The organism is Pseudomonas sp. Wu6, assembly GCF_019891515.1.
GTDB lineage: Bacteria > Pseudomonadota > Gammaproteobacteria > Pseudomonadales > Pseudomonadaceae > Aquipseudomonas > Aquipseudomonas orientalis_A.
On record NZ_JAFLXH010000007.1, the window covers coordinates 146,333 to 167,484 of the forward strand.

Here is a 21,152-nt window from a genome sequence, read left to right on the forward strand (position 1 = left end):
AGCGTCCTAGGGTAGTGGCCGGATAATCTCACTGGAAACCGGCCGATGCTGCCTTCACCCGTCAAGCCTTACGCCAATGCCGCGCTCGCCCATCGACAACGCTGGCGTGGACGCGTGGGCCTCCTGCTGGTGGCTGGTTTGTCGGTACTTGCCGGCATGACCGATGCCATTGGTTTCATGGCCAGCGGCGATTTTGTCTCGTTCATGAGCGGCAACACCACGCGCCTGGCGGTCGCGATCAGTGCAGGCGACGGGGTGCTGACCGCACGCTTGGTATTGCTGGTTGCCACCTTCATCATCGGCAACGCGTTGGGGGTGATTGTCAGCCGCTTGAGCAAGCGCCACGCGCTGCCCCTGCTGCTCAGCATCGGCGCCCTGCTCTGTGGTGCGGCCCTGCTGCCATGGTCCGATACGCTGCCCGCGCTGTTGGCAGCGATTATCGCCATGGGCATGCTTAACGCGGCTGTCGAACAAGTCAATGGCGTGCCCGTGGGGCTCACCTATGTCACCGGGGCGCTCTCACGCTTCGGTCGCGGGCTGGGCCGCTGGTTGATGGGCGAACGCCGCAATGGCTGGCGCATGCAGCTGGTGCCGTGGGCAGGGATGTTTGTCGGCGCGGTGATCGGGGCGCTGCTGGAACAGCAGATCGGGCTGCGCGCGCTGTGGGTCAGTGGCGCGCTGGCGGGGTCACTGGGCCTGGCGACCCTGGCGATACCCCGGCGCTGGCAGTTGGGTTTCATGCCACGCTGAACAGCAGAGTATGGAAAAAAGGTGCCCGCCCGACGTTTCGGCCTCGACATCCGTGTACCGGTAAAGAGCCATCACGTCGGGCGAGCCGGTGAATAATAAGCCAATGCCCGACGGCTGTCCCGCCGGGCGTTTCTGAATATGACTAAGGCAAGGTATTACAGACAAGTGGCGAGCGCAGCCAGACGACGTTTGGCGGGCATCGTGTCCTCTGCGGCGTAATACTTGACGGTAGAACCTGCGCCCGTGCTCAGCACATCCACAAAGTAATCACCGCCCGTGGTGTACACCGTAAAGCCCCCGGCCTCGGTGGCTTCCTTGAAGCCGCCGGCATCGACGCCGAACACGCCTTCGTCCTGCCAGCCGTACTGAATGCATTGGGCGACCACCAGGGTGGCCTTGTCCGACGCCATGGTCTTGTACGGGCTGCCCGCACGCGCCTCCTTCATCTTCGAACCCGCGCAGCCGGCCAGCGTCGCCAGTACCACTGCGCCTATCACCACTTTGTACATGCCTGTGCTTCCTTGGAAAAACCGTGACTCTACCATTGCGCCGCCGCCAACTGACGCGCCCATGAACTTTGTTTCACTGTAAAGGCAAAGCCGGCCGCTTATAGTGGCCACGCTCATTTTTAGAAGTCTCCCTTCTGCCCGCCCTCCCGCGGGCTTTTTTTCGCCTGCGGTTCACAACCACCAGCGCAGCAGATAAAACAGCGCCATGCTCGACAGCACCGTGACCAGCACGCTGCGCGTCCACAGCATCAACCCCACGGCGCAGATCCCGGCCAGCAGGTAGGGGTTGCTCGGGCTCAGGTTGAGCTGGTGGTCTTTGATGAAAATAATCGGCCCGCAAATCGCGGTGAGCATGCCCGGTACGGCAAACCCGAGGAACTCACGCGTCCCCCGATTGAGCCGTACCGGCAGGCGCGGCTCGATAAACAGGTAGCGGTTGAAAAACACCACCAGCGCCATTGCCACAATCATCAGGTAGATCATCGCTGCCCGACTCCCATGCGTTTGCAGGCGAACCCTGCACTCATCCCCAATACGCCCGAGACCACCACCGCCGATTCCCAGTGCAGGTAACTGAGCCACACCGAACACAACAGCGAGACGGCGACGCAGACCAGCGTCGGCACGTCGCGCACCACCGGCGTGATCAGCGCGATAAAGGTCGCGGCAATCGAAAACTCCAGCCCCAACTGGTCGAGGCCGGGAATGCTTTTGCCCAGCACAATGCCTGCCAGGGTGAACAGGTTCCAGATGATATAGAACGTGAGGCCCACACCCAGGGCATACCAGCGATTGAAGGTCTGGCGGTCATAGTGGTTGACCAGGGCAAAGAACTCGTCGGTCAACAGAAAGCCCAGGCTCATGCGCCAGCGAGTGTTGAGCGAGGACAGCGTCGGGCGCATGTGCATGCCGTAGAGCAAATGCTGGGAAGTCAGCAGCAAGGTGGTCAGCACGATGGAGATCAGGCTGGCGCCGCTTTTGACCATGCCGATCGCCACCAGTTGGGCCGCGCCGGCAAACACGATGGCGGACAAGCCCTGGGCTTGCAGCGGCGTGAACTGCGCATCGATGGCCATGGAGCAGGCGAGCAACCCCCAGGGGGCGCAGGCCAGGGATAACGGAATGACAGCAATCGCGCCACGTGTGAACGCGTCATAAGGGAGGGCAGCAGGCATGGACGGGGCTCATCGACAAACAGTCGGCCAGCATGCCGGTGCACGCGGGGGCTTGTCTTGAACGATCTTGCTCAGGCCAGTTTTACCGAGACCAGTTCCACCGAGTCGCGCGCTTCGCGCAGTTCGTAGGCGTCCTGGTTCAACCGGTGGATGGTGTTGAGCAGGCGCTGGCGCAGCACTTCATCGCCGAGTTTTTCGACGGCACGCATCAAGTCAAACGCCGCGGTTTCGTTATTATCCGCGACGGAATCCAGGGTTTTGCGCAGGTTACGAGTGGCTCGGGTCACGCGGGAGCTTCCTTCATCAGCAATGGGCGGGCACTTTAGGACATTGATGTTTCATTTTAATTTCAATCACTTGTGGTCGATCATCGGGCAGTTGATCCACGTCAACCGAAATCAGGATTTGACCTACGTGGCCCTTTATCCGCAATCCTGTTCAAATGCTGGCCGCTGCCGCCTGAGCACGTCCGACGCTATTAATCCTGCGCGTGCGCGAACTTTACGTAGGCGAACTGATCCATGCCTTGGATGACAGCCGGCCCTGCTGGCAGAACGACGCGCCGCGTCCGGATGCACTGGGCGACAGACCATAACCGGCCAGCACCTGCTGCTGAGCCATCGGAGCGTTAATTCATGCTTGTCGCAATTGCGATTTTCCTTGTCACCATCGTGCTGGTCATCTGGCAACCCAAGGGCCTGGGCGTGGGCTGGAGCGCCAGCCTGGGCGCGATCCTGGCCCTGGCCTGCGGGGTGATCAGCCTGGCGGATATCCCGGTGGTGTGGCACATCATCTGGAACGCTACCGGCACCTTTGTCGCCTTGATCATCATCAGCCTGTTGCTGGATGAAGCCGGGTTCTTTGCCTGGACCGCGCTGCATGTGGCGCGCTGGGGGCGTGGCCGAGGCCGGCGCCTGTTTGCCTATATGGTGCTGCTCGGCGCACTGGTGTCGGCGCTGTTCGCCAATGACGGCGCGGCGTTGATCCTCACCCCGATTGTGATGTCGATGCTGCTGGCCCTGCGTTTTTCTCCGGCGGCGACGCTGGCATTCGTCATGGGCGCAGGCTTTATCGCCGACACGGCGAGCCTGCCGCTGGTGGTGTCGAACCTGGTGAATATCGTCTCGGCGGATTATTTCAAGATCGGCTTCAACGAATATGCCGCCGTGATGGTGCCGGTGAACCTGGTCAGCGTCGCTGCGACCCTGGCGGTGCTGCTGTGGTTTTTCCGCCGCGATATTCCGCAGAGCTACGACCCGGCCGACCTGGAACAACCCGACAGTGCCATCCACGACCGTGCGACGTTTCGTGCCGGCTGGTGGGTGCTGGGTATTCTGCTGGTCGGCTGCTTCGCGCTGGAGCCCCTGGGCATTCCCATCAGCGCGATTTCCGCGGTCTGCGCCGTGCTGTTGCTGGTGATCGCCGCCAAGGGCCACACGATTTCCACGCGCAAGGTCTTGAAAGACGCGCCATGGCAAATCGTGGTCTTTTCCCTGGGCATGTACCTGGTGGTGTACGGCTTGCGTAACGCCGGCCTGACCGATTACCTGGCCACCTGGCTCGACACCTTCGCCGCCCACGGCGTGTGGGGCGCGGCCATGGGCACCGGTGTGCTGACCGCGCTGTTGTCCTCGGCGATGAACAACCTGCCAACGGTGTTGATCGGCGCGCTGTCCATCGAGTCCAGCCATGCCGTGGGCGTGGTCAAGGACGCAATGATCTACGCCAACGTGATCGGCAGCGACCTGGGCCCGAAAATCACCCCTATCGGCAGCCTCGCCACCCTGCTGTGGCTGCATATCCTGGCACGCAAGGGCATCACCATCACCTGGGGCTACTACTTCAAGGTCGGGATTGTGCTGACCGTGCCGGTGCTGTTGATCACCCTCGCCGCCCTCGCCTTGCGCCTGAGTGTCTGAGGAATGCCATTCAGTTGAGCGTATACGGCCGTCTGTAGGAGCGAGCTTGCTCGCGAAAAACGTCAACGATAACGCGTGCTTTCTAAATGAACGCGGTGCCTATGAGTTTTTCGCGAGCAAGAGCTAGGCGCCCGCTCTTGCACATTCAATGCTGCATGGTTTCCTGCCCTCGGACTGACGTATGCTTTCGCACTTTCTCGAAAGGACACGGGCATGCTGACGATCTTTTTCTACGCGCTGGTTTTCGGCTTTGTATTTTGCCTGTCTCCCGGCGCAGTGCTCGCCGAAACCCTGCGCCGTGGTTTGCTCCACGGTTTCACACCGGCCCTGTTGGTACAGGTTGGCTCGCTGGTGGGCGACGCCGTCTGGGCGGTGATCGGGCTGACGGGCATCGCGCTATTGATCCAGCATGAGGCGGTACGCGTGCCGCTGACGGTGATCTGCGCGCTTTACCTGGCCTGGCTGGGCATCCGCAGCCTGATCGATGCCTGGCAGCTACCTCAAGTCGAAAGCGCACCCGCCAGTTCGGCAAAAAACGCACTGGTCGTGGGCGCGACGATCTCCCTGGCCAACCCCAAGAACATCGTTTACTGGGGCGCCTTGGGCAGCGCGTTGTCGGGCATCGTTGGTGCTACTCCGAGCCATGGGCAAACGCTGATGTTTTTTGCAGGCTTTATGCTTGCGTCGGTGCTGTCCTGCTTTCTTACTGCCGCGCTGGTCAACTTGCTGCGCAAGAATGCTTCGCCGACTTGGCAACGCATCAGCTATGGCGCTTGCGGTATTGTATTGATTTATTTGGCAGTCCTCGCGGCACAGAGTATTTGAAGTTACATAGGCCGCCACTTATCTGAATAAATTCTGAATATCGACTCATTTAATTAACCATGCGTTGACATTCTGTAACTGCCTGAGTAAATTGCCCCTGCCCGCAACAGGGGCCTTTTTTAAACCTCACAAAAGAAGCCAATGGACACAGTATCTAGTCGCTGTCCGAGCACCGCCTCAGCGGGCGTCGGGCGCCAAACCCAGAACATGACGGGACTTGCCCTCCAGGCCCGGTAAGCTGCGCTAGAGCTTGATGCTCCACCGTAACTGCCTCGCCGGTCGCGTGTCCGGTCCCGAGGTGTGTTATGACCTTGCAAACCCTTGTTTTACCTGATGTATGCACCCTGGCCGCGGCCCTGCGCGCCAAGCTGCATCGTGCGCCTACTGGCTTGCGCCCTGCCCGCGCGGCCTTTGATTCATCCTCCCTCCAAGTGCGTCCAGCCCGCCCGCTGGCGCATTGGCGTGTCTGCCCGCAAAGCGGCCAATTGGTGCAGCAGTGGGATCACGCCGACCCTCAGGACCCGCAGAGACCGATCGTTTCCAGCCTGGCCCAGGCTGACGTGATGCTCGGTTTTTACTTGAGCGCTCGCGCCGCCTGACCTGACTGGAAACAGCAACTTTCTTATTGATGCACTGGAGTTCCTTATGAACTTTCCCAGTCGTGGATGGCTGCGCGCACGTTAATTAACGCGCCGTCAGTATTCACTATTAAGGGTTGTCCAGACCTTATTTAAACCGATCGCAAAGTTCGCGGCTCGGCGTGCTTTCGCTCGCCTGTTATCAGGCAAGTATCGGGCATGTTGCGTCGAGAGTTGGCGACAGGAGTACACACCATGAGCGCCGTAAAAAACACGCCACTGCAGCACAAAAAAGGCAGCGACGGCAGCACCCCCAAACTGTCGATGCGCGCCGCCCGTGAGGCCCGCAACGGCCTGTCCGCCACCCTGGCCAACGTGCGCGCCACCCAGGATGGCCTGACCGAGCTGGACGCCTCGGCGCGCCTGCATCGCGAAGGCTACAACGAAGTGGCCCATGACAAGCCGCCTCACGCCCTCGTCCAGTTCCTGCAGGCACTGAACAATCCGTTTATTTATGTATTGCTGACCCTGGGCGGCATCAGTTTCATCACCGATTGCTGGCTGCCGATGCAGGACGGCGATGCAGCCGACCCGACCAAGGTCATCATTATCATGACCATGGTGCTGCTCAGCAGCCTGCTGCGTTTCTGGCAGGAACACCGCTCGGCCAAGTCCGCCGAGGCGCTCAAGGCCATGGTGCGCACCACCGCCACGGTGCTGCGCCGCGAACAGGTGGGCGCCCGGCCGACCCTGCGCGAAGTGCCGATGCGCGAACTGGTCGCCGGTGACATCGTGCACCTGTCGGCCGGCGACATGATCCCCGCCGACATCCGCCTGATCGAATCCCGCGACCTGTTTATCAGCCAGGCAGTGCTCACCGGCGAAGCCTTGCCGGTGGAAAAATACGACACCCTGGGCGATGTCACGCAAAAGTCCGCGTCCCCGTTGTCTGCCGACCCGGACAACCTGCTGGACCTGCCGAACATCTGCTTCATGGGCACCAATGTGGTCAGCGGCCGGGCGACAGCCGTGGTGGTCGCCACCGGGCCGCGCACGTATTTCGGCTCGCTGGCCAAGGCGATTGTCGGCTCAAGGGTGCAAACCGCGTTCGACCGTGGCGTGAACAGCGTCAGTTGGCTGCTGATCCGCTTCATGCTGGTGATGGTGCCGATTGTGTTCTTGCTCAACGGCTTCTCCAAAGGCGATTGGGGCGATGCTTTCCTGTTCGCCCTTGCCGTTGCCGTAGGCCTCACCCCGGAAATGCTGCCGATGATTGTCAGCGCCAACCTGGCCAAGGGCGCGACGGCCATGGCCCGGCGCAAAGTGGTGGTCAAGCGCCTCAATGCGATCCAGAACTTCGGCTCGATGGATGTGCTATGCACCGACAAGACCGGCACCCTGACCCAGGACAAGATTATCCTCGAGCATCACGTCAACGCCTGTGGCCAGCGCGATGATGCGGTGCTGTCCCTGGCCTGGCTCAACAGCTTTCACCAGAGCGGCATGAAGAACTTGATGGACCAGGCCGTGGTGCAGTTCGCTGCGCAGAATCCCAGGTTCGAAGTGCCGTTTGCCTACAGCAAGGTCGATGAATTGCCGTTCGATTTCGTCCGCCGGCGCCTGTCGATCATGGTCAAGGACGCCGCCGGCGATCATCTGCTGGTGTGCAAGGGCGCCGTGGAAGAGATGCTGAGCATTTCCACCCACACCCTGGAAAACGGCGCCGCCGTACCGCTGGATGAGCGCCGCCGCGAGCAGTTGCTGGCGATCGCCAATGACTACAACGAAGACGGCTTTCGCGTATTGGTCGTCGCCACCCGCACCATCCCTGCAGCGCTGGCGCGCCAGCAGTACACCACCGCCGATGAACGCAACCTGGTGATCCATGGCTTCCTGACGTTCCTTGATCCACCCAAGGAAACCGCCGGCCCGGCGATTGCAGCGCTGCAACAAATCGGTGTGGCGGTCAAAGTGCTGACCGGCGACAACGCGGTCGTGACCAGCAAGATCTGCCGCCAGGTCGGCCTCGAACCCGGTCAACCGCTGCTGGGGCCGCAAATCGAAGCGATGGACGACGCGACGCTGCTGCGCTGCGTGGAACAACGCACGGTATTTGCCAAGCTCACGCCGCTGCAGAAATCGCGGGTGCTCAAGGCGCTGCAAGCCAACGGCCACACCGTCGGTTTCCTCGGCGACGGGATCAACGATGCGCCCGCCCTGCGCGATGCCGACGTAGGTATTTCGGTGGACAGCGGCACGGATATCGCCAAGGAGTCGGCCGATATCATCCTGCTGGAAAAGAGCCTGATGGTGCTCGAAGAAGGCGTGCTCAAAGGCCGCGAGACCTTCGGCAATATCATGAAGTACCTGAACATGACCGCCAGCTCCAACTTCGGCAACGTGTTCTCGGTGCTGGTGGCGAGTGCGTTCATTCCGTTCATGCCGATGCTGGCGATTCACCTGTTGCTGCAAAACCTGATGTACGACATCTCCCAGCTGGCCCTGCCGTGGGACAAGATGGACAAGGAATACCTGGCCAAGCCGCGTAAATGGGATGCGAAGAACATCGGCCGCTTCATGATCTGGATCGGACCAACCTCGTCGATCTTCGACATCACCACCTTTGCCCTGATGTGGTACGTGTTCTCGGCCAACAGCGTGGAAATGCAGACCCTGTTCCAGTCCGGCTGGTTTATCGAGGGCCTGCTCTCGCAAACCCTGGTGGTGCATATGCTGCGCACCCGCAAGATCCCGTTCTTCCAGAGCACGGCCGCCTGGCCGGTATTGATGATGACCTGCATCGTCATTGCCCTGGGCATCTACGTACCGTTCTCGCCCCTGGGCACCCTGGTGGGCCTGCAACCGTTGCCGCTGGCGTACTTCCCATGGCTGGTGGGCACCCTGCTCGCCTACTGCTGCGTCGCCCAACTGATGAAGACGATCTACATCCGCCGCTTCAAGCAGTGGTACTGACCCCCTCCGTTCAAACGGTGAAGGCCGCCCGGCCCTCACCGTGCAACACAAGGATTTACTCATGCGCGTGTTGATCTGTGCAGGTCGGCATTACGCCGACAGCAAAAAGTCCCGCCAGGTGCTGGACGCTTACCACCGCCTGCGCCCGGTGCAGGTGCTGATCCATGGCGGCAACCAGTTCCTGGGCAGCGACATCGAGGAATGGGCCCGCGAAAACGCGATTGACGTGGTGCGCTATCCGCCGAATTGGCAACGCCACGGCAAGCAGGCGGAACGCCAGCGCAATCACTTCATGCTGGCCGACAGCCGCCCCAACGTAATCATCGCCCTGCCGGGCGGTGATGACACCTCGGAGCTGGTCTGCCAGGCCAAAGCCAGCGGCATTTCGGTGCTGAGCGTAGAAAACTGAAATTCAAGCGAGGTGCATCATGCACAACCCTCACAAACCAAAGCAGGCGGACGGATTTGCCAAATACCGCGCGCGTCACTCGCGTCCCGTACGTCCCAGCCTGCTGCTGTTGCCGCCGGCCAGGCGCCGGGCGCTGCAGCGCAATCTGATATTTATCGGGGTGAGCCTGGGCGTTGTCCTGCTCATGGTGTTTTTTGCCAAGGCTCATGCGGCAGGCGGCGCCTATGTGGTCGACGATGGCGCCATCAATGCCCCGGGCGAATGTAATGTCGACGCCTGGCACACCGCCAACCGCCACGCTGGCGATACCCATAACGAAACGCTGTCGCCGGCCTGTACGTTCAACGAGCTGCAATCGGTGCAGTGGGGAACGGCATTGTCGCGCGCAACTGCCGAGGGCAAGGGCGAGACTCAAATCAGTCCGCAACTGAAGGCACAGGTGCTGTCGCGGGACGATTGGGGGCTTGAACTGGCGATTGCCGCCGGGGCGCACTTTGCCCTGGACAGGCAGCACACATTCGATGGGGCTGACTTCAACCTGCCGTTGACGTGGCAAGCCCTGGACGCGTTACGCCTGAATCTGAATGCCGGCTGGACTCATGCCTACCACGATGGCGACCAGCAGCACCGGCTGACCTGGGGCGCGGGGTTTGAATATCGCGTGGCCGAGGTCCTTACGCTGCTCGCCGAGCGCTACGGCCAGGAAGGCGGCGATCAGGCCTGGCAGGCCGGGCCGCGATTCCACGTCGGCAAGCGTGTCGACGTGGACCTGGTCATAGGGCGCAGCCTGATCGGTGAGCGTGACCAGTGGCTGACCACGGCGGCAACCCTGAGGTTTTAAGCCTTGGCCTGCTGCTCCAGGTGCAGTTGCAATTGCGGATCGATGTGCAGCTGCCCCGCCAGGTCGTCCAGGTAATTGCGCTCTGCATCCTGCTGGTCATCGACCAACAGGACACTGGCCAGATACACCTCGGCCGCCACCGCCGGGTCTGCGGCAAACTCGGCGAAATCCGCAGCATCCAGCGGCTTGGCGACTTCAGCGTCGAGCCACTGCTGCAATTGCGGGTCGTCAGTATGCTTGCCCAGCTCATTGGAAATCAGCTGCTGCTCTTTTTCATCAATGTGGCCGTCGGCCTTGGCGGCAGCGATCAGTGCGCGCAGCACTGCATGGCTGTGCGCTTCGACTTGCGCGCCCGAGAGCTGGTCGGCCGTCTGGAACGCTGGTTGTGCCTGGCTCGCCTGCTGGCTCTGCCAGGCCTGATACGCTTTGTAGGCCATCATCCCGAGAGACGCCAACGCGGCATAGTTCATCCCACCGGAGCGCCCTTGTGTTGGACGCGTAGCCGCGCCACCGCCCAGCATGCCGCCGAGCCCACCCAATAAGTCGCCGAGGCCGCCGCCCGAAGCATTACCGGCGCGGTTGCCCTTGAGCAGTCCTCCAAGCACCCCGCCCAAACCGCCGCTCGAAGAAGCGCCGCCCTGCCCTGCGCCGCGCAACAATTGCTCCAGTAAATCGCCGGTATTCATGGTGTCGCCCTCCCAGGTACGTAGTGGCGTTAATCAACCTTAGTCCGCCCTTGATGGAACACCATGACCGCCGGGCGGGCAAGCTTTATGATGGCGCCACAACAACCTCAAGGGAGAACCCAGGTGAACCGCATCGAGCACATCGGGTTGATGGCCAACTACAATCAATGGATGAATCGCAAGGTCTATGAGGCTGTCGGCACCCTCACAGACGCGGCGTTGACTGCGGACCGCCAGGCATTTTTCGGCTCGATCCTCGGCACCCTCAATCACCTGGCACTGGGCGACACCGTCTGGCTCAAACGCTTTGCCCAGCACCCGGCGGAATTCAGCGCGTTGGCGCCCTTGAACGCCATCGCCACACCCGGCGACCTCAGGCAATTGGCGTTCGCAGACATCCGTGAACTCTCGGCCCATCGGGCCTGGCTGGATCAACTCATCCTCGATTGGGCCCACAGCTTGCGCGACGCTCACCTGGACCTGCGATTGAGTTATCACACCATGGGCGGCGTAGCGTCTGAAAAACCGTTTTTCGGCCTGCTGATGCACTTCTTCAACCATCAGACCCATCATCGCGGCCAGGTCACCACATTATTGAGTCAGGCCGGCGTGGACGTGGGTGATACCGACCTGCTCGCGCTGATTGACTGAGCGGAGCCTGCCTCGCAGCGTAGATCACTGATCTGGCAGGTTTTTTCAGACCTGTGTTTGTGCAGGAAAGGATGCATCGAGGTTGCACCGAAGCGTCTGGATCTATATATTCGCAACCCTGCTGCACCGCGCTACCGCCCGAATGGCGAAACTGGTAGACGCATGGGACTTAAAATCCCCCGCTCGTAAGGGCGTCCCGGTTCGATTCCGGGTTCGGGCACCATAGATATCAAGGGCTTGCCGGGGAAACCTGGGCAGGCCCTTGTCGTTTCTGTTCCGCAATTACCCTTCCTCCGGCGTCCTGCCGACCTGTCTCCCAACCCATCTTTTTCACGAAGAAAAACCGCGCTGTTCATCTTCAATCAGTGTTTCAAAGCATCACGCTGTGCACGTAGGTCCCTATCGTTGATCGAACCGCAACTACCACGGCCTTCCTTGGCTTTGCAGTAAGCACGCTGGTCCGAATCGCCAATGCTGTCGCAGCCGGCAAAGGCATAGCCGCTAAGCATTAGCAGCATCACAACAATCAATCTCATCGTTTTCTTCCCTGGTTTGCCGGGAGACCACCCGGCATTTTCGGCACCCTGGCGCTTTGCGCAGGTGCATGTCAAATTGACACTACTGAAAGAGAAAGTTCCCTCTCGTCTTCAGCAGTCTGCCCGCTGTCCAGGCATCCAGCGTGGATGGAATGCCAGTGGCAGGCTCGGGCCGCGCGTAGTAGCGTTGCGCCTCCCTCATTCGCATACGGATAAGCAAATGAATTGCGATGTCGCTATAAAAAATATTGATCGTGCGAAAGAAATTAGCGCTGCCATCCAAGGCGCAGGCAGAAGCGTTCAAGAACACGAGGAAGCACGAAAAATTATATTCGCTGCCCTAGAGGGCACGAAGATTCCCACAATCAAACTTTGTGATAAGTATTTAAATATCGAAGATGAAAATCGGCCACCTCACAGTCTCAGCAATGAGGCAATAGACGTTTTTGGCAGGCTGACAACCCTCATTAGTGGGTCTAGTCGATACGACTTAAGCGATCTCGCTGACGACCTTGCGCTTAGTCACGACATTAAACTCCTGCCATAGCACGGGCCGCGTGAAAGGAATTCCCAGCTCTCTGCCTACACGCCCAAGTTTTGCAGGATCAGGATTCGCGATCGGGGCTTGTCGAGCGCCTGGTGTTCACGCCCTGCTCCCGCGAAGAGTTCGAACTGTCCTGGAGGACGAGCGCCGAGTTGATCGAGCGCGCAAGGCGGACCACCATCAGGGCGCGAATGGGGTTCGGCTCCGCCGGCGCCATTAAGGGTGTCACCGGTTTTCATATCGACACCAGCCTAAACATTAGTGCCAGCACTCCAATACATGAAAACCTTGGGCAAGCTAACGCTCGACGTGCCACCAGCCGCCCCTGTTGAGGTGATAGCCCAGGCGGTGCCGGTGGCCCCAGTTCGAGTGTCCAAGACCTTCGCGAGCTTTGTCGATGAGCTTGATGGGGATGTGCCAGACATGGCGCCATCAATGTTTCAAGCCCATACGGCAACGTATGAAGTTGAGCCCTTGCCATGGGATCGAGATAACGCAGCGTTAGCGTTTTCCAATCCGGCTTTCGACCCACTGGATGAGTCTTTGGCACTTGCTCCGGCAGTCCACCCAATAGCCATTTCGTTATTTGAGGTACGAGACAATTCGTGTACACGTATGGCTGGTGACTTTCCACCGCCGTAAGTCCGCTGTAGGCCGTACCGCTTGGCTAATGCAAAACTCCTTATGACCATCGCCGTAAACGATCACTGCCGTGGTGGTAGAGGTACCGTCTTCATTTAAGTAGACTGTGACATTCTCACTGTTCTCTGGGCGCTTATCAGGACCGCCGTAGGGATCAGAGATAGGAGCGGAGTCAGCCGCATATGTTGCTTGGGCGAGCAGTAAAAATGTGAATGTGCAAATGACTTTCATGATGGGTCCTTCCACAAAGTTCGGGATTCAATGAACGCAGTTTGACTTTACTAGCTGCTGTCGCGGATGACATGCCTTAGCGGTGCAAAAGCCCTTGAAAATGGTAACGCCCCGCCCTTTTTGCGGGGCTTTTTAGGCAAACCCAATTTCACCCACCATAACCCGTCTCGCCAATTAATCCAGGACCCGCTCTGCACCCGCGTCTGATGCAAGCAAGCTGAACTGGTGGAGGCTTAAAAACTTGCCCTCCTTCAGCTCAACGTCACGAAGCGTTCCTTCAAGGTGAAACCCAAGTTTTTTCAAAAGCGCGCAGCTGGGCTCGTTATCGGGCTCTACGTCTGCGTGGATACGATGGAGTCCCATATCGCGCAAGCCGTACCGCACAACTGACGGCAGAGCTTCAGTCAAAAGGCCTTGTCGCCAGTGCTCTGGCATCAACCAATAGCCGATTTCAGCCTTGCGGTGCTTGTGGCACCAATCATTCAGGCCGCATGCTCCGATCATTGCGTCATCGGTCTTCAGGGCGATAGCCCACCACATTCCTGTCTTCTGCGCGACTATGTGCTCAAACCACCTCATCTGCTCATCGGTAGCAGCCAGGCTTGTATAGGAAACACCGTACTGAGCGACCACACGGGGATCCGACAGTCCCGCGTAAACAGAGGCAACATCCCCAAGGCGGACTTTTCTCAGCTTGATTCTCCTGAGCGAGAATTCTGGAAATTCTTCAGACAATTTATGGCTCACTTTTTTCTGACGCGGCTCCATGCCGGTTTCCCGTAATACCCATATCACTACACCGTCTCGCTAATCAAAAGCACTTTCTCCACAAACTCTCCATCAAGCCTTGCGCAAAAGCACACATTGGGTAAGTACCATTGCATCCGCTGCGGGGCATCCGCCATTTGCAACGATAACGTTTAAAACCTAACTTTCAGCATGCGGGCAAAACCCTACCTCTGCGCTCAGAAGATCCATCCTTATTGAAAAAATAAAATAACCATACAGAACCGCAACCTACGATGCGGTTCTTGCAATTAACCACATGCCCCTAAAGCTTCGAACAGCCATTTACTACCAGGTGAAGAACATCAAGCCTTTTATCAGACTTAGAACAAGTAGGACTAGGTTGGCTCTTTCGCTAATAGTGCTATTGGTGCTTGCCGGTTGCTCCGTGGCGCCGCTGCCTCCGCTGAACCCGGCGCCGCCTGACGCATGGCGTAACTCACGTCCCTACACCGCGCCTGCACACCCGGAGTTCAAGCAATGGTGGCATGCATTCGGTGATCCCGAGCTGGACGCATTGGTGATTCGCGCCTTACAGAAAAACCTGGATGTTGCCGAGGCAACAGAGCGATTACGGGCAACACGAATACTCAGTCAGCGCGCGCAGTCGCCCTACTTGCCCGCACTGGGAATAAAAACCACCGATGCCGTCAGCCCTGACACCAGCACGTCTTACTTGCTCCTGGGGCTCGACGCACAATGGGAGCTCCCGTTGTTTGGGGCGAAACAGAGTGCCGATCGTCTTGCCCATGGCCATGAAGCGCTGATGACGGGCGACTTACGCACGGTACGCGTGTCATTGGTCGCAGAAGTGAGCAGTCGTTGGCTCGAACTGCGCGCGGCGCAGCAGCTTGAAGCCACTTTGAGCGCCATTGAGCAAGTGCAACGTAAAAAGCTGGAATTATTGCTTGTTCGCGAGCACCTGAATCTCACCGCCTCGACTGAAATTGCAAAGGCGCGTGCCGAACTGGCGCGTTCCACAATGGCGCTGAATGCACCACGACAAACCATAAACCGAAGCGCGCAACAGTTAGCGGTATTAGTCGGACAAAGCGAGCCGGATCCGCTGTGGCTGCAGCCCGGCCCCCCACCCAAACTGGGGCCTTGGCAACTGACCAGCTTACCGGCTGACCTGTTGCGAACGCGGCCTGAAATCAGTATTGCCGAAGCTCAGGTACTCATTGCCGCGGGCGAACTGGGTATGAGTCGGGCCGATATCTATCCGCGTATCAGTTTGGGTGCGTCATTGCAGTGGTCGGTCAATATTGCCAGCAACCGCAAACGAACACGCAGTGGCGACAGCATCTTCTCGGCCGGACCTGGGATAAGTATCCCGTTGTTCGACTGGGGTCAGCGATTGGCCAATGCACAGGCCAAGGACCATCAACTGCAGGCCGCGGTCCTGGCCTATCAACAATCCGTATTACAGGGCGTCGCTGAAACCGAAACCGCGCTGGGAGACCTCGAACAGTTGCGTGTGTATGAACAGTCGTCCCTGCACGCGTTAACCGAATCTCAAGCTTACCTTGCCGCGCTGGAGCAACGCGCTCGATTGGGTTTACTGAGTGAACTGGACATCGACGATGCGCGGATTGAGAAGCTGAACGCCCAGCAACAGGTCGCTCGCGCCAACGCCGAGCGAGGTTTGGCCTACATCACGTTGTACAAAGCATTAGGCGGTGCGCCATTGCCGGCAGATACCCTGAAGGACATTGACTGATGGTTGCCCTTGCGCGTCAAACGCTCCTCTACGAATGGCGCCGGTTCCTTCCCGCGATTATTGCGGTGGGTTTTGCCGGATTGCTGCAATTGCTCCAGGTGGGTCTGGTGACGGGAATCTTCAGTAGCGCCAGTGTTTATATCACCCGCTCCGCCGCTGATCTCTGGGTGGGATTCCCAGGCACTCAAAGCGTCAACCTGGGCCGAACGATAGACGCCGGCGTGGAGATGCGTCTGCGCATGGATCCCGACATCACCAGGGTTGAGCAATTTCAATGGCTGGATGCCGATTGGCGAGGCGCACGCGATACCGGCGGTGTCTCGGTATTTGTCTCTGGTATTGAGACAGGGCCACGTGGATTGATGTTTCAGCAACTACTGGCTACGCCGCTACGCGCGCTTTTGAACGAGCCGGGAGCCGTCATCGTCGACCGCGCCGACCTGGTCACCCTGGGCGTCAATCTGGGGGACGTGGCCACCATTAACGGCCGTCGCGTGCACGTCGTGGGCATCACCGGCGGACTGCGGGCCTTGGGGGGTGTGAATGTGCTGACGTCGTTGTCCACCGCCCGGCTACTCGATACCGCCATCGCCAGTGACCGCACCACCTACCTGGTGGCCAAAGTGCGCGATCCGGCCCAGGCGGATGCGGTTGCCGGTCGTCTCGAAGGGGCGACGGCGTTCAGCAGCTACGCGGTCTGGACTGCAGAGCAATTTGCTCATCGCTCACAGATGTATTGGATTTTCGACACCGGGGCCGGGGCTGGGGTGTTGTTCATGGCCGCCATCGTATTTTTGGTCGGTGCGGTGATTACCAGCCAAACCCTGGTGGCCGCCGTGGCCGGTTCCATTCGTGAATACGCGACCTTGAACGCGCTTGGCGTCGGCGTAAACGCGCTGCGCAAAGTGGTGATGGAGCAAGCGTTCTGGGTCGGGGCGATCGGCCTGCTGGGCAGCAGCATCCTGGCTTGCGGATTGTTCGCCATCGCCTGGCATTTCAACGTTCCCGTGGAAATTTCACCCGCTGCGGTGGGGGCTTGCCTGCTGCTAAGCATGATTCTGGCGCTGGTATCCGGACTGGCAGCCATTCGAACCTTACGTCAAGCCGATCCGGCGAGTCTTCTGAGATAGGCCTTATGAAACCGTTAAGATCAGCAATTCCAGCCACACTTCAGGCAAGCAATATTCGCAAATCCTTTATAGCGGGTGGCGTGACTACGGCTGTGCTGCATGATGTCAATCTGGCGATAAGGCCAGGCGAGCTGACGTTGATCTCAGGACCGTCCGGCTGTGGCAAGAGTACGTTACTGGCAATTCTCAGCGGCTTGCAACGGCCGGAACAAGGCCGCGTTACCGCGCTGGGGCATGACCTTGGGAAACTCGATACCCATGAGCTGGAAAAATTTCGCCTGCAACACACGGGATTTATTTTCCAGGGTTTCAATCTGTTTCCTGCCTTGAATGCGCTGCAACAGGTCGAGCTGCCCCTGAGCTACCTCGGGCTCTCGGCCAAGGACGTCACCAGACGTGCTACCCAAGCCTTGGAAGACGTTGGCCTGGGGCCGCGCATGCACCTGCGTCCTTCCGAGTTGTCCGGCGGCGAAAAGCAGCGCGTCGCCATTGCGCGAGCCGTGGCAAAGGAACCTGAACTGCTGTTCGCCGACGAACCCACCAGCGCATTGGATGCGGCCAACGGCCAGATCATTATCGACATACTGCACAAGATTGCGCGCAATCGAGGCACAACGGTGTTGTGCGTAAGCCATGACCCACGACTGATAAATCATAGCGACCGTGTCTTGACCATTGAAGACGGTCGAATCCTGGCTGACCACGCCTCTTTCTCCCACGCAATCAACATCGCCAGTAAAAAGGAACATGTGTTATGAATCCGGGTTCGTTTCGGCCATTGCTGGCACTGGTTCTCGCCCTGGGTCTTACCGGCTGCGGTATGGAAGACACCTCTTCAGGCGCAGTGCCTGCCGCCCCTCCCTACCTGGCCATCGCGCGCGGCCGTCTCGATGTTGAAGGCGGGGTCTTGAAGCTTGGCACGCAGCGAGAGGGTGTCGTGAAAAAAATCTGGGTAAGCGAGGGCGATCAGGTACGTAAAGGCCAATTGCTAGCCTCCCTGGACAGCGAACTTGCGCAACTGGCCGTCAGTGCGGCGCAGGCCGAGCAACAACAACTCGAGGTTCGCGCCAAGCAATTGGCCAGACACTTCAAGGCCGCTGATCTAAAGGCCAAACGGTTGACGACCGCTGCAAGCGTCGGGGCCGGCGATCAACAGAGTGCTGACGATGCGCGTGAAGCTGCGCAGCAGTTGCACGATCGAATTGAAGATAATGACGCGGACGCAGCCGTCACCAAGAGAAAACTGGCCAGTGCGCGCTATGAACTGGAACAGCGCAATATTGTTTCACCCGCGGATGCGCAGATTGTTCGTAGTTTCGTTCAACTGGGCGCGTCTCTCTCCGCGTCATCAGGACCCGCATTCATATTATTGCCCACTACAGAGCGCATCATACGGGCCGAGTTGAACGAGTCATTTATCGGCATCGTTGTCCCGGGTATGAAGGCACAAGTCACCGATGATACCGGCAGCGGACTACCGGCCATATCTGCCCATGTACTGCGTGTCAGCCCTGTGTTTGGTAATAGCACGCTTGAGGACGATCCGCAGACACGCGGTAATCTGCGTACCGTCGAATGCATATTGGTGCTCGATCAGGCGGTGCCCGCTTCCGTACGTATAGGACAAAGGATGTTGGTACATTTTGGCGTTGATCGCAGCCAGCGCAAACGCTTCCATAGCCCTTTTCCCGCTGATGCGGAATAACGCACTCGCTTCTGCCTGCGGCATGTCGCTTGTGCGCCAACGCCGCTACGCAGGCTTCCCGATATTGAGCGCCTACATCCAGCTGGAGGTCCATATCACACGGCCCATAATGTCAATATCATTGACCTGAGCCTTTGTTACGAGCACATCACGGTATGCCTTGTTTTCATTAATGATGCATGCCGAACCGTCCGAAAGTCGCTGCAACCGCTTGGCATACAACTGGTCGTTCAACCGAATCACATAGAGGGCATCGGCATCGAGCTGGTTGCGTTCCAGGTCAATCATTACGATATCGCCCGCATTCAATATTCCAGCCATCGAATCACCCATTACTGGAATCGCTAAAAGCTGCTGCGGGCACAGTTTCTGTTTGTGCAATGAGTCGGCGGGGAACGCAAGGTGGGTGAGAACGTTTGCGCTGAGATTCCCTGGACCCTTACGGCCACGCAAAACAGGCTCGTAAAGTGGAATATAGACGTAGGCGTCATTATCCCCACTGCCTGCTCCATTTTGATCGGGCTGACTCTCCTTACAGCCCCCACCCGCCAACCAATCAAGTGATACGTTGGCGACGACAGCCATTTTCCAGGCCCTTTCAATATTAGGTACAACCCGTCCTTTTAGATAACTGTATAGCGAACTGTTAGCGATTGCGCATTTATTTGAAAATGCGTGGGGTGTTTCATCGCCCAGCGCTTTTTTCAAGCGTGCGCTGAACCCGCCAAATTCTTTGACAGCGCCGTCACCAGGAGGAATGCTCAAACGTTGTGAGTTGTGATCCAGGGATACCATACTGCTTGATTGCTGGATAACGTGCGGGGCTCCCTTCCCCGCCAACCAATCAAGCGAGACATTGGCCGTGACGGCCATTTTCCAGGCTTTTTCCAGACTCGGGACAGATTCACCACTCAAATATTTGCGCAACAAGGGTTCGGAAATACCACTTTTCTTCGCGAATGAATAGATTGTTTCACCGCCAATCGCCTGTCTAAGCCGCTGATTAAAACCATCAAATTTCATTATATCGACCTGTGCCAACTTGCCTCTGCGCACCCTGACTCAACCGTTATTGCCAACAGCCAGATCGATTCAGCGCCAGGTTTTCAGGGGCTATTTATATATAACGCATGCTCCATGAACAATGCCAAGACCGTGTGGAGAAACGATGGAGTTTTGATGGAGATTTAACCACGCTACTGTTTTCGGATACTCCGAACATCATTACCGCCCGCCACGTTAGTTTCAAAATCCACACTACCTACACATAACGTCGAATGAATCCCAACTCTTTTAGTTGAACATTCCATTCGAGCGCCACGGCCTTGAGCCTGGCAATATTTTTAATGAGGTTATTCAGGTATGTCTTTTAGATCCAGGCGACCGTGTCCCTTATGGATCGGGCTTTTTATGTTCGCCTTAACCGGGTGTCACCCCGAGGGGCAAGTCGCCGACGACGTGCCTATCCCACAGGTTTCCGTAATGCCCCTTGAACCCGCTTCCATAAAAGTCAGCGAGGTACTGCCTGGCCGTGTTTCGGCAGTTCGCACTGCCGACATTCGCGCGCAGATCAGCGGCATCGTGAACAAGCGTCTATTTGATCAGGGCGTTGAAGTGACTGCCGGCACGGCCTTGTTTCAGATTAACCCGGCCCCCTTCAAAGCCGAAGTCGATAGCGCTGCAGCGCTGGTGCTCAAAGCGCAGGCCGCATTGAAACGCGCACGTATCCAGGCCGAACGGCTTTCGCCTTTGATGCACGCCGAGGCAGTCAGCCGCCAAGTCTACGACGATGCCATATCACTGCGCGATCAGGCTGAGGCGGATGTCGCCCAGTCCAAGGCAACCCTGGCTCGACGCCGGCTGGACCTGAGGTTCGCGACAGTCGACGCGCCGATTGCCGGACGCATTGACCAGACCCTGGTGAGCGAAGGCGCGCTTGTGTCATCAACTGACAGCGCACCGATGGCGAGAATCCAGCAGATTGACCAAGTGTATGTCGATGTTCGTCAAACCGCATCGACACTGCGCTCGCTGCGTGAATCACTCAGCGCCCAGGACGGTCAACGCGCGCCTGGCTTGCCCGTAGAGATTCTCGACAGTTCCGGCAACCCCACCGGCCTCAACGGCAGCATCCTGTTCTCCGGGATCAACGTAGATGCGGGTACCGGAGACGTGTTGCTCCGCATACTGGTCGACAACCCCCATCGCCAGCTGCTGCCAGGCCTGTTTGTACAAGCACGGGTGCCACTGGCCGATTATCCGCAGGCGCTGAGCGTACCGCAGCAAGCCGTACTGCGTAGCGGCGGCCAGGCACGCGTGTGGGTGATAGATGCCAAGGAGCAGGCACACGCTGTCGCAATCGAACTGGGGGAACTGGTCGATCGCCGCTACCGCGTGGTGTCCGGGCTCAGCGCTGGACAGCTCGTGGTCATCGAGGGTCTGGAGCGCCTGACCGAAAACGCGCAAGTCAGCGCCGCCTCCTGGCAGGCGAATGCCGCTGCGCTCCCACTCAACGCCACTGCGCGTTAGGCAGAGAACCCCC

At 58.7% G+C, this 21,152-nt stretch carries 22 protein-coding genes and 1 tRNA gene; 15 read left to right on the plus strand and 8 right to left on the minus strand.

What is annotated here, in order from left to right; all coding sequences use genetic code 11:
- Nucleotides 1-45 precede the first annotated feature (45 nt).
- On the plus strand, nt 46-750 hold the full coding sequence (locus J1G34_RS07150) for a YoaK family protein (RefSeq protein ID WP_065897961.1): 705 nt from the start codon (nt 46-48) through the stop codon (nt 748-750).
- 155 nt (nt 751-905) lie between these two features.
- Here the strand turns inward: J1G34_RS07150 and J1G34_RS07155 are convergent, their stop codons facing one another.
- The 4 genes from J1G34_RS07155 to J1G34_RS07170 form a co-directional block, all read right to left on the minus strand.
- Entirely contained in the window at nt 906-1,259 is a 354-nt protein-coding gene (locus J1G34_RS07155; RefSeq protein WP_065892159.1) for a hypothetical protein, read from the minus strand.
- Nucleotides 1,260-1,430: 171 nt separating this feature from the next.
- Nucleotides 1,431-1,742: an AzlD domain-containing protein gene (locus J1G34_RS07160; protein WP_057722326.1), complete on the minus strand. Its 312-nt coding sequence runs from the start codon at nt 1,740-1,742 to the stop codon at nt 1,431-1,433.
- On the minus strand, nt 1,739-2,434 hold the full coding sequence (locus J1G34_RS07165; protein WP_222993669.1) for an AzlC family ABC transporter permease: 696 nt from the start codon (nt 2,432-2,434) through the stop codon (nt 1,739-1,741). The genes J1G34_RS07160 and J1G34_RS07165 overlap by 4 nt, the downstream gene beginning before the upstream one ends.
- A gap of 71 nt (nt 2,435-2,505) precedes the next feature.
- Nucleotides 2,506-2,721: a hypothetical protein gene (locus tag J1G34_RS07170; RefSeq protein ID WP_065892155.1), complete on the minus strand. Its 216-nt coding sequence runs from the start codon at nt 2,719-2,721 to the stop codon at nt 2,506-2,508.
- 348 nt (nt 2,722-3,069) lie between these two features.
- Between J1G34_RS07170 and J1G34_RS07175 the strand changes: the two genes are divergently transcribed.
- From J1G34_RS07175 to J1G34_RS07200, 6 genes are all read left to right on the plus strand, one after another.
- The gene (locus tag J1G34_RS07175) at nt 3,070-4,353 is read left to right on the plus strand and encodes an arsenic transporter (protein ID WP_065892154.1); all 1,284 of its coding nucleotides are present in this window, start codon (nt 3,070-3,072) and stop codon (nt 4,351-4,353) included.
- Between the two features lie 213 nt (nt 4,354-4,566).
- Nucleotides 4,567-5,178 carry a LysE family transporter gene (locus tag J1G34_RS07180; RefSeq protein ID WP_065892152.1) on the plus strand — a complete coding sequence of 204 codons (612 nt, stop codon included), beginning with the start codon at nt 4,567-4,569 and terminating at the stop codon, nt 5,176-5,178.
- 305 nt (nt 5,179-5,483) lie between these two features.
- Complete coding sequence (locus J1G34_RS07185; RefSeq protein WP_065892150.1) at nt 5,484-5,777, plus strand: hypothetical protein; 294 nt, start codon at nt 5,484-5,486, stop codon at nt 5,775-5,777.
- A 234-nt stretch (nt 5,778-6,011) separates the two neighbouring features.
- Complete coding sequence (mgtA, locus tag J1G34_RS07190) at nt 6,012-8,729, plus strand: magnesium-translocating P-type ATPase (protein WP_222993671.1); 2,718 nt, start codon at nt 6,012-6,014, stop codon at nt 8,727-8,729.
- A 61-nt stretch (nt 8,730-8,790) separates the two neighbouring features.
- Nucleotides 8,791-9,138, plus strand: a complete 348-nt coding sequence (locus J1G34_RS07195; RefSeq protein ID WP_222993673.1) for a DUF2493 domain-containing protein — start codon at nt 8,791-8,793, stop codon at nt 9,136-9,138.
- A gap of 19 nt (nt 9,139-9,157) precedes the next feature.
- Nucleotides 9,158-9,979 (plus strand): hypothetical protein, encoded by an 822-nt coding sequence (locus J1G34_RS07200; RefSeq protein WP_222993675.1) that lies wholly within the window; start codon nt 9,158-9,160, stop codon nt 9,977-9,979.
- On the opposite strand, the gene J1G34_RS07205 is transcribed toward J1G34_RS07200, so the two are convergent.
- Nucleotides 9,976-10,665 carry a tellurite resistance TerB family protein gene (locus J1G34_RS07205; RefSeq protein ID WP_065897957.1) on the minus strand — a complete coding sequence of 230 codons (690 nt, stop codon included), beginning with the start codon at nt 10,663-10,665 and terminating at the stop codon, nt 9,976-9,978. The genes J1G34_RS07200 and J1G34_RS07205 overlap by 4 nt on opposite strands.
- Nucleotides 10,666-10,788: 123 nt before the next feature.
- On the opposite strand from J1G34_RS07205, the gene J1G34_RS07210 reads away from it, so the two are divergent.
- Nucleotides 10,789-11,316 carry a DinB family protein gene (locus J1G34_RS07210; RefSeq protein ID WP_122560949.1) on the plus strand — a complete coding sequence of 176 codons (528 nt, stop codon included), beginning with the start codon at nt 10,789-10,791 and terminating at the stop codon, nt 11,314-11,316.
- Between the two features lie 136 nt (nt 11,317-11,452).
- A tRNA-Leu gene (locus J1G34_RS07215) sits at nt 11,453-11,539 on the plus strand.
- 139 nt (nt 11,540-11,678) lie between these two features.
- Here the strand turns inward: J1G34_RS07215 and J1G34_RS07220 are convergent.
- Nucleotides 11,679-11,852, minus strand: coding sequence for a hypothetical protein (locus J1G34_RS07220; protein ID WP_222993677.1), 174 nt, complete (start codon nt 11,850-11,852; stop codon nt 11,679-11,681).
- Nucleotides 11,853-12,072: 220 nt separating this feature from the next.
- Between J1G34_RS07220 and J1G34_RS07225 the strand changes: the two genes are divergently transcribed.
- Nucleotides 12,073-12,399, plus strand: coding sequence for a hypothetical protein (locus tag J1G34_RS07225; RefSeq protein ID WP_222993679.1), 327 nt, complete (start codon nt 12,073-12,075; stop codon nt 12,397-12,399).
- Between the two features lie 1,044 nt (nt 12,400-13,443).
- Here J1G34_RS07225 and J1G34_RS07230 read toward each other — a convergent pair.
- The gene (locus J1G34_RS07230) at nt 13,444-14,037 is read right to left on the minus strand and encodes a GNAT family N-acetyltransferase (RefSeq protein ID WP_262411735.1); all 594 of its coding nucleotides are present in this window, start codon (nt 14,035-14,037) and stop codon (nt 13,444-13,446) included.
- A gap of 277 nt (nt 14,038-14,314) precedes the next feature.
- On the opposite strand from J1G34_RS07230, the gene J1G34_RS07235 reads away from it, so the two are divergent.
- The 4 genes from J1G34_RS07235 (at nt 14,315) to J1G34_RS07250 (ending at nt 18,610) form a co-directional block, all read left to right on the plus strand.
- A complete protein-coding gene (locus tag J1G34_RS07235; RefSeq protein ID WP_222993681.1) occupies nt 14,315-15,775 on the plus strand; it encodes an efflux transporter outer membrane subunit in 1,461 nt (486 codons plus the stop codon).
- Complete coding sequence (locus tag J1G34_RS07240) at nt 15,775-16,905, plus strand: ABC transporter permease (RefSeq protein WP_222993683.1); 1,131 nt, start codon at nt 15,775-15,777, stop codon at nt 16,903-16,905. Before J1G34_RS07235 ends, J1G34_RS07240 begins: the two co-directional genes overlap by 1 nt.
- Nucleotides 16,906-16,985: 80 nt before the next feature.
- Nucleotides 16,986-17,663, plus strand: coding sequence for an ABC transporter ATP-binding protein (locus J1G34_RS07245; RefSeq protein ID WP_333964880.1), 678 nt, complete (start codon nt 16,986-16,988; stop codon nt 17,661-17,663).
- On the plus strand, nt 17,660-18,610 hold the full coding sequence (locus tag J1G34_RS07250) for an HlyD family secretion protein (RefSeq protein ID WP_065892124.1): 951 nt from the start codon (nt 17,660-17,662) through the stop codon (nt 18,608-18,610). Before J1G34_RS07245 ends, J1G34_RS07250 begins: the two co-directional genes overlap by 4 nt.
- 72 nt (nt 18,611-18,682) lie before the next feature.
- Here the strand turns inward: J1G34_RS07250 and J1G34_RS07255 are convergent, their stop codons facing one another.
- Nucleotides 18,683-19,633, minus strand: a complete 951-nt coding sequence (locus J1G34_RS07255) for a S24 family peptidase (RefSeq protein ID WP_130138264.1) — start codon at nt 19,631-19,633, stop codon at nt 18,683-18,685.
- 459 nt (nt 19,634-20,092) lie between these two features.
- Between J1G34_RS07255 and J1G34_RS07260 the strand changes: the two genes are divergently transcribed.
- Nucleotides 20,093-21,139 carry an efflux RND transporter periplasmic adaptor subunit gene (locus tag J1G34_RS07260; protein WP_240997019.1) on the plus strand — a complete coding sequence of 349 codons (1,047 nt, stop codon included), beginning with the start codon at nt 20,093-20,095 and terminating at the stop codon, nt 21,137-21,139.
- Nucleotides 21,140-21,152: the final 13 nt, after the last annotated feature.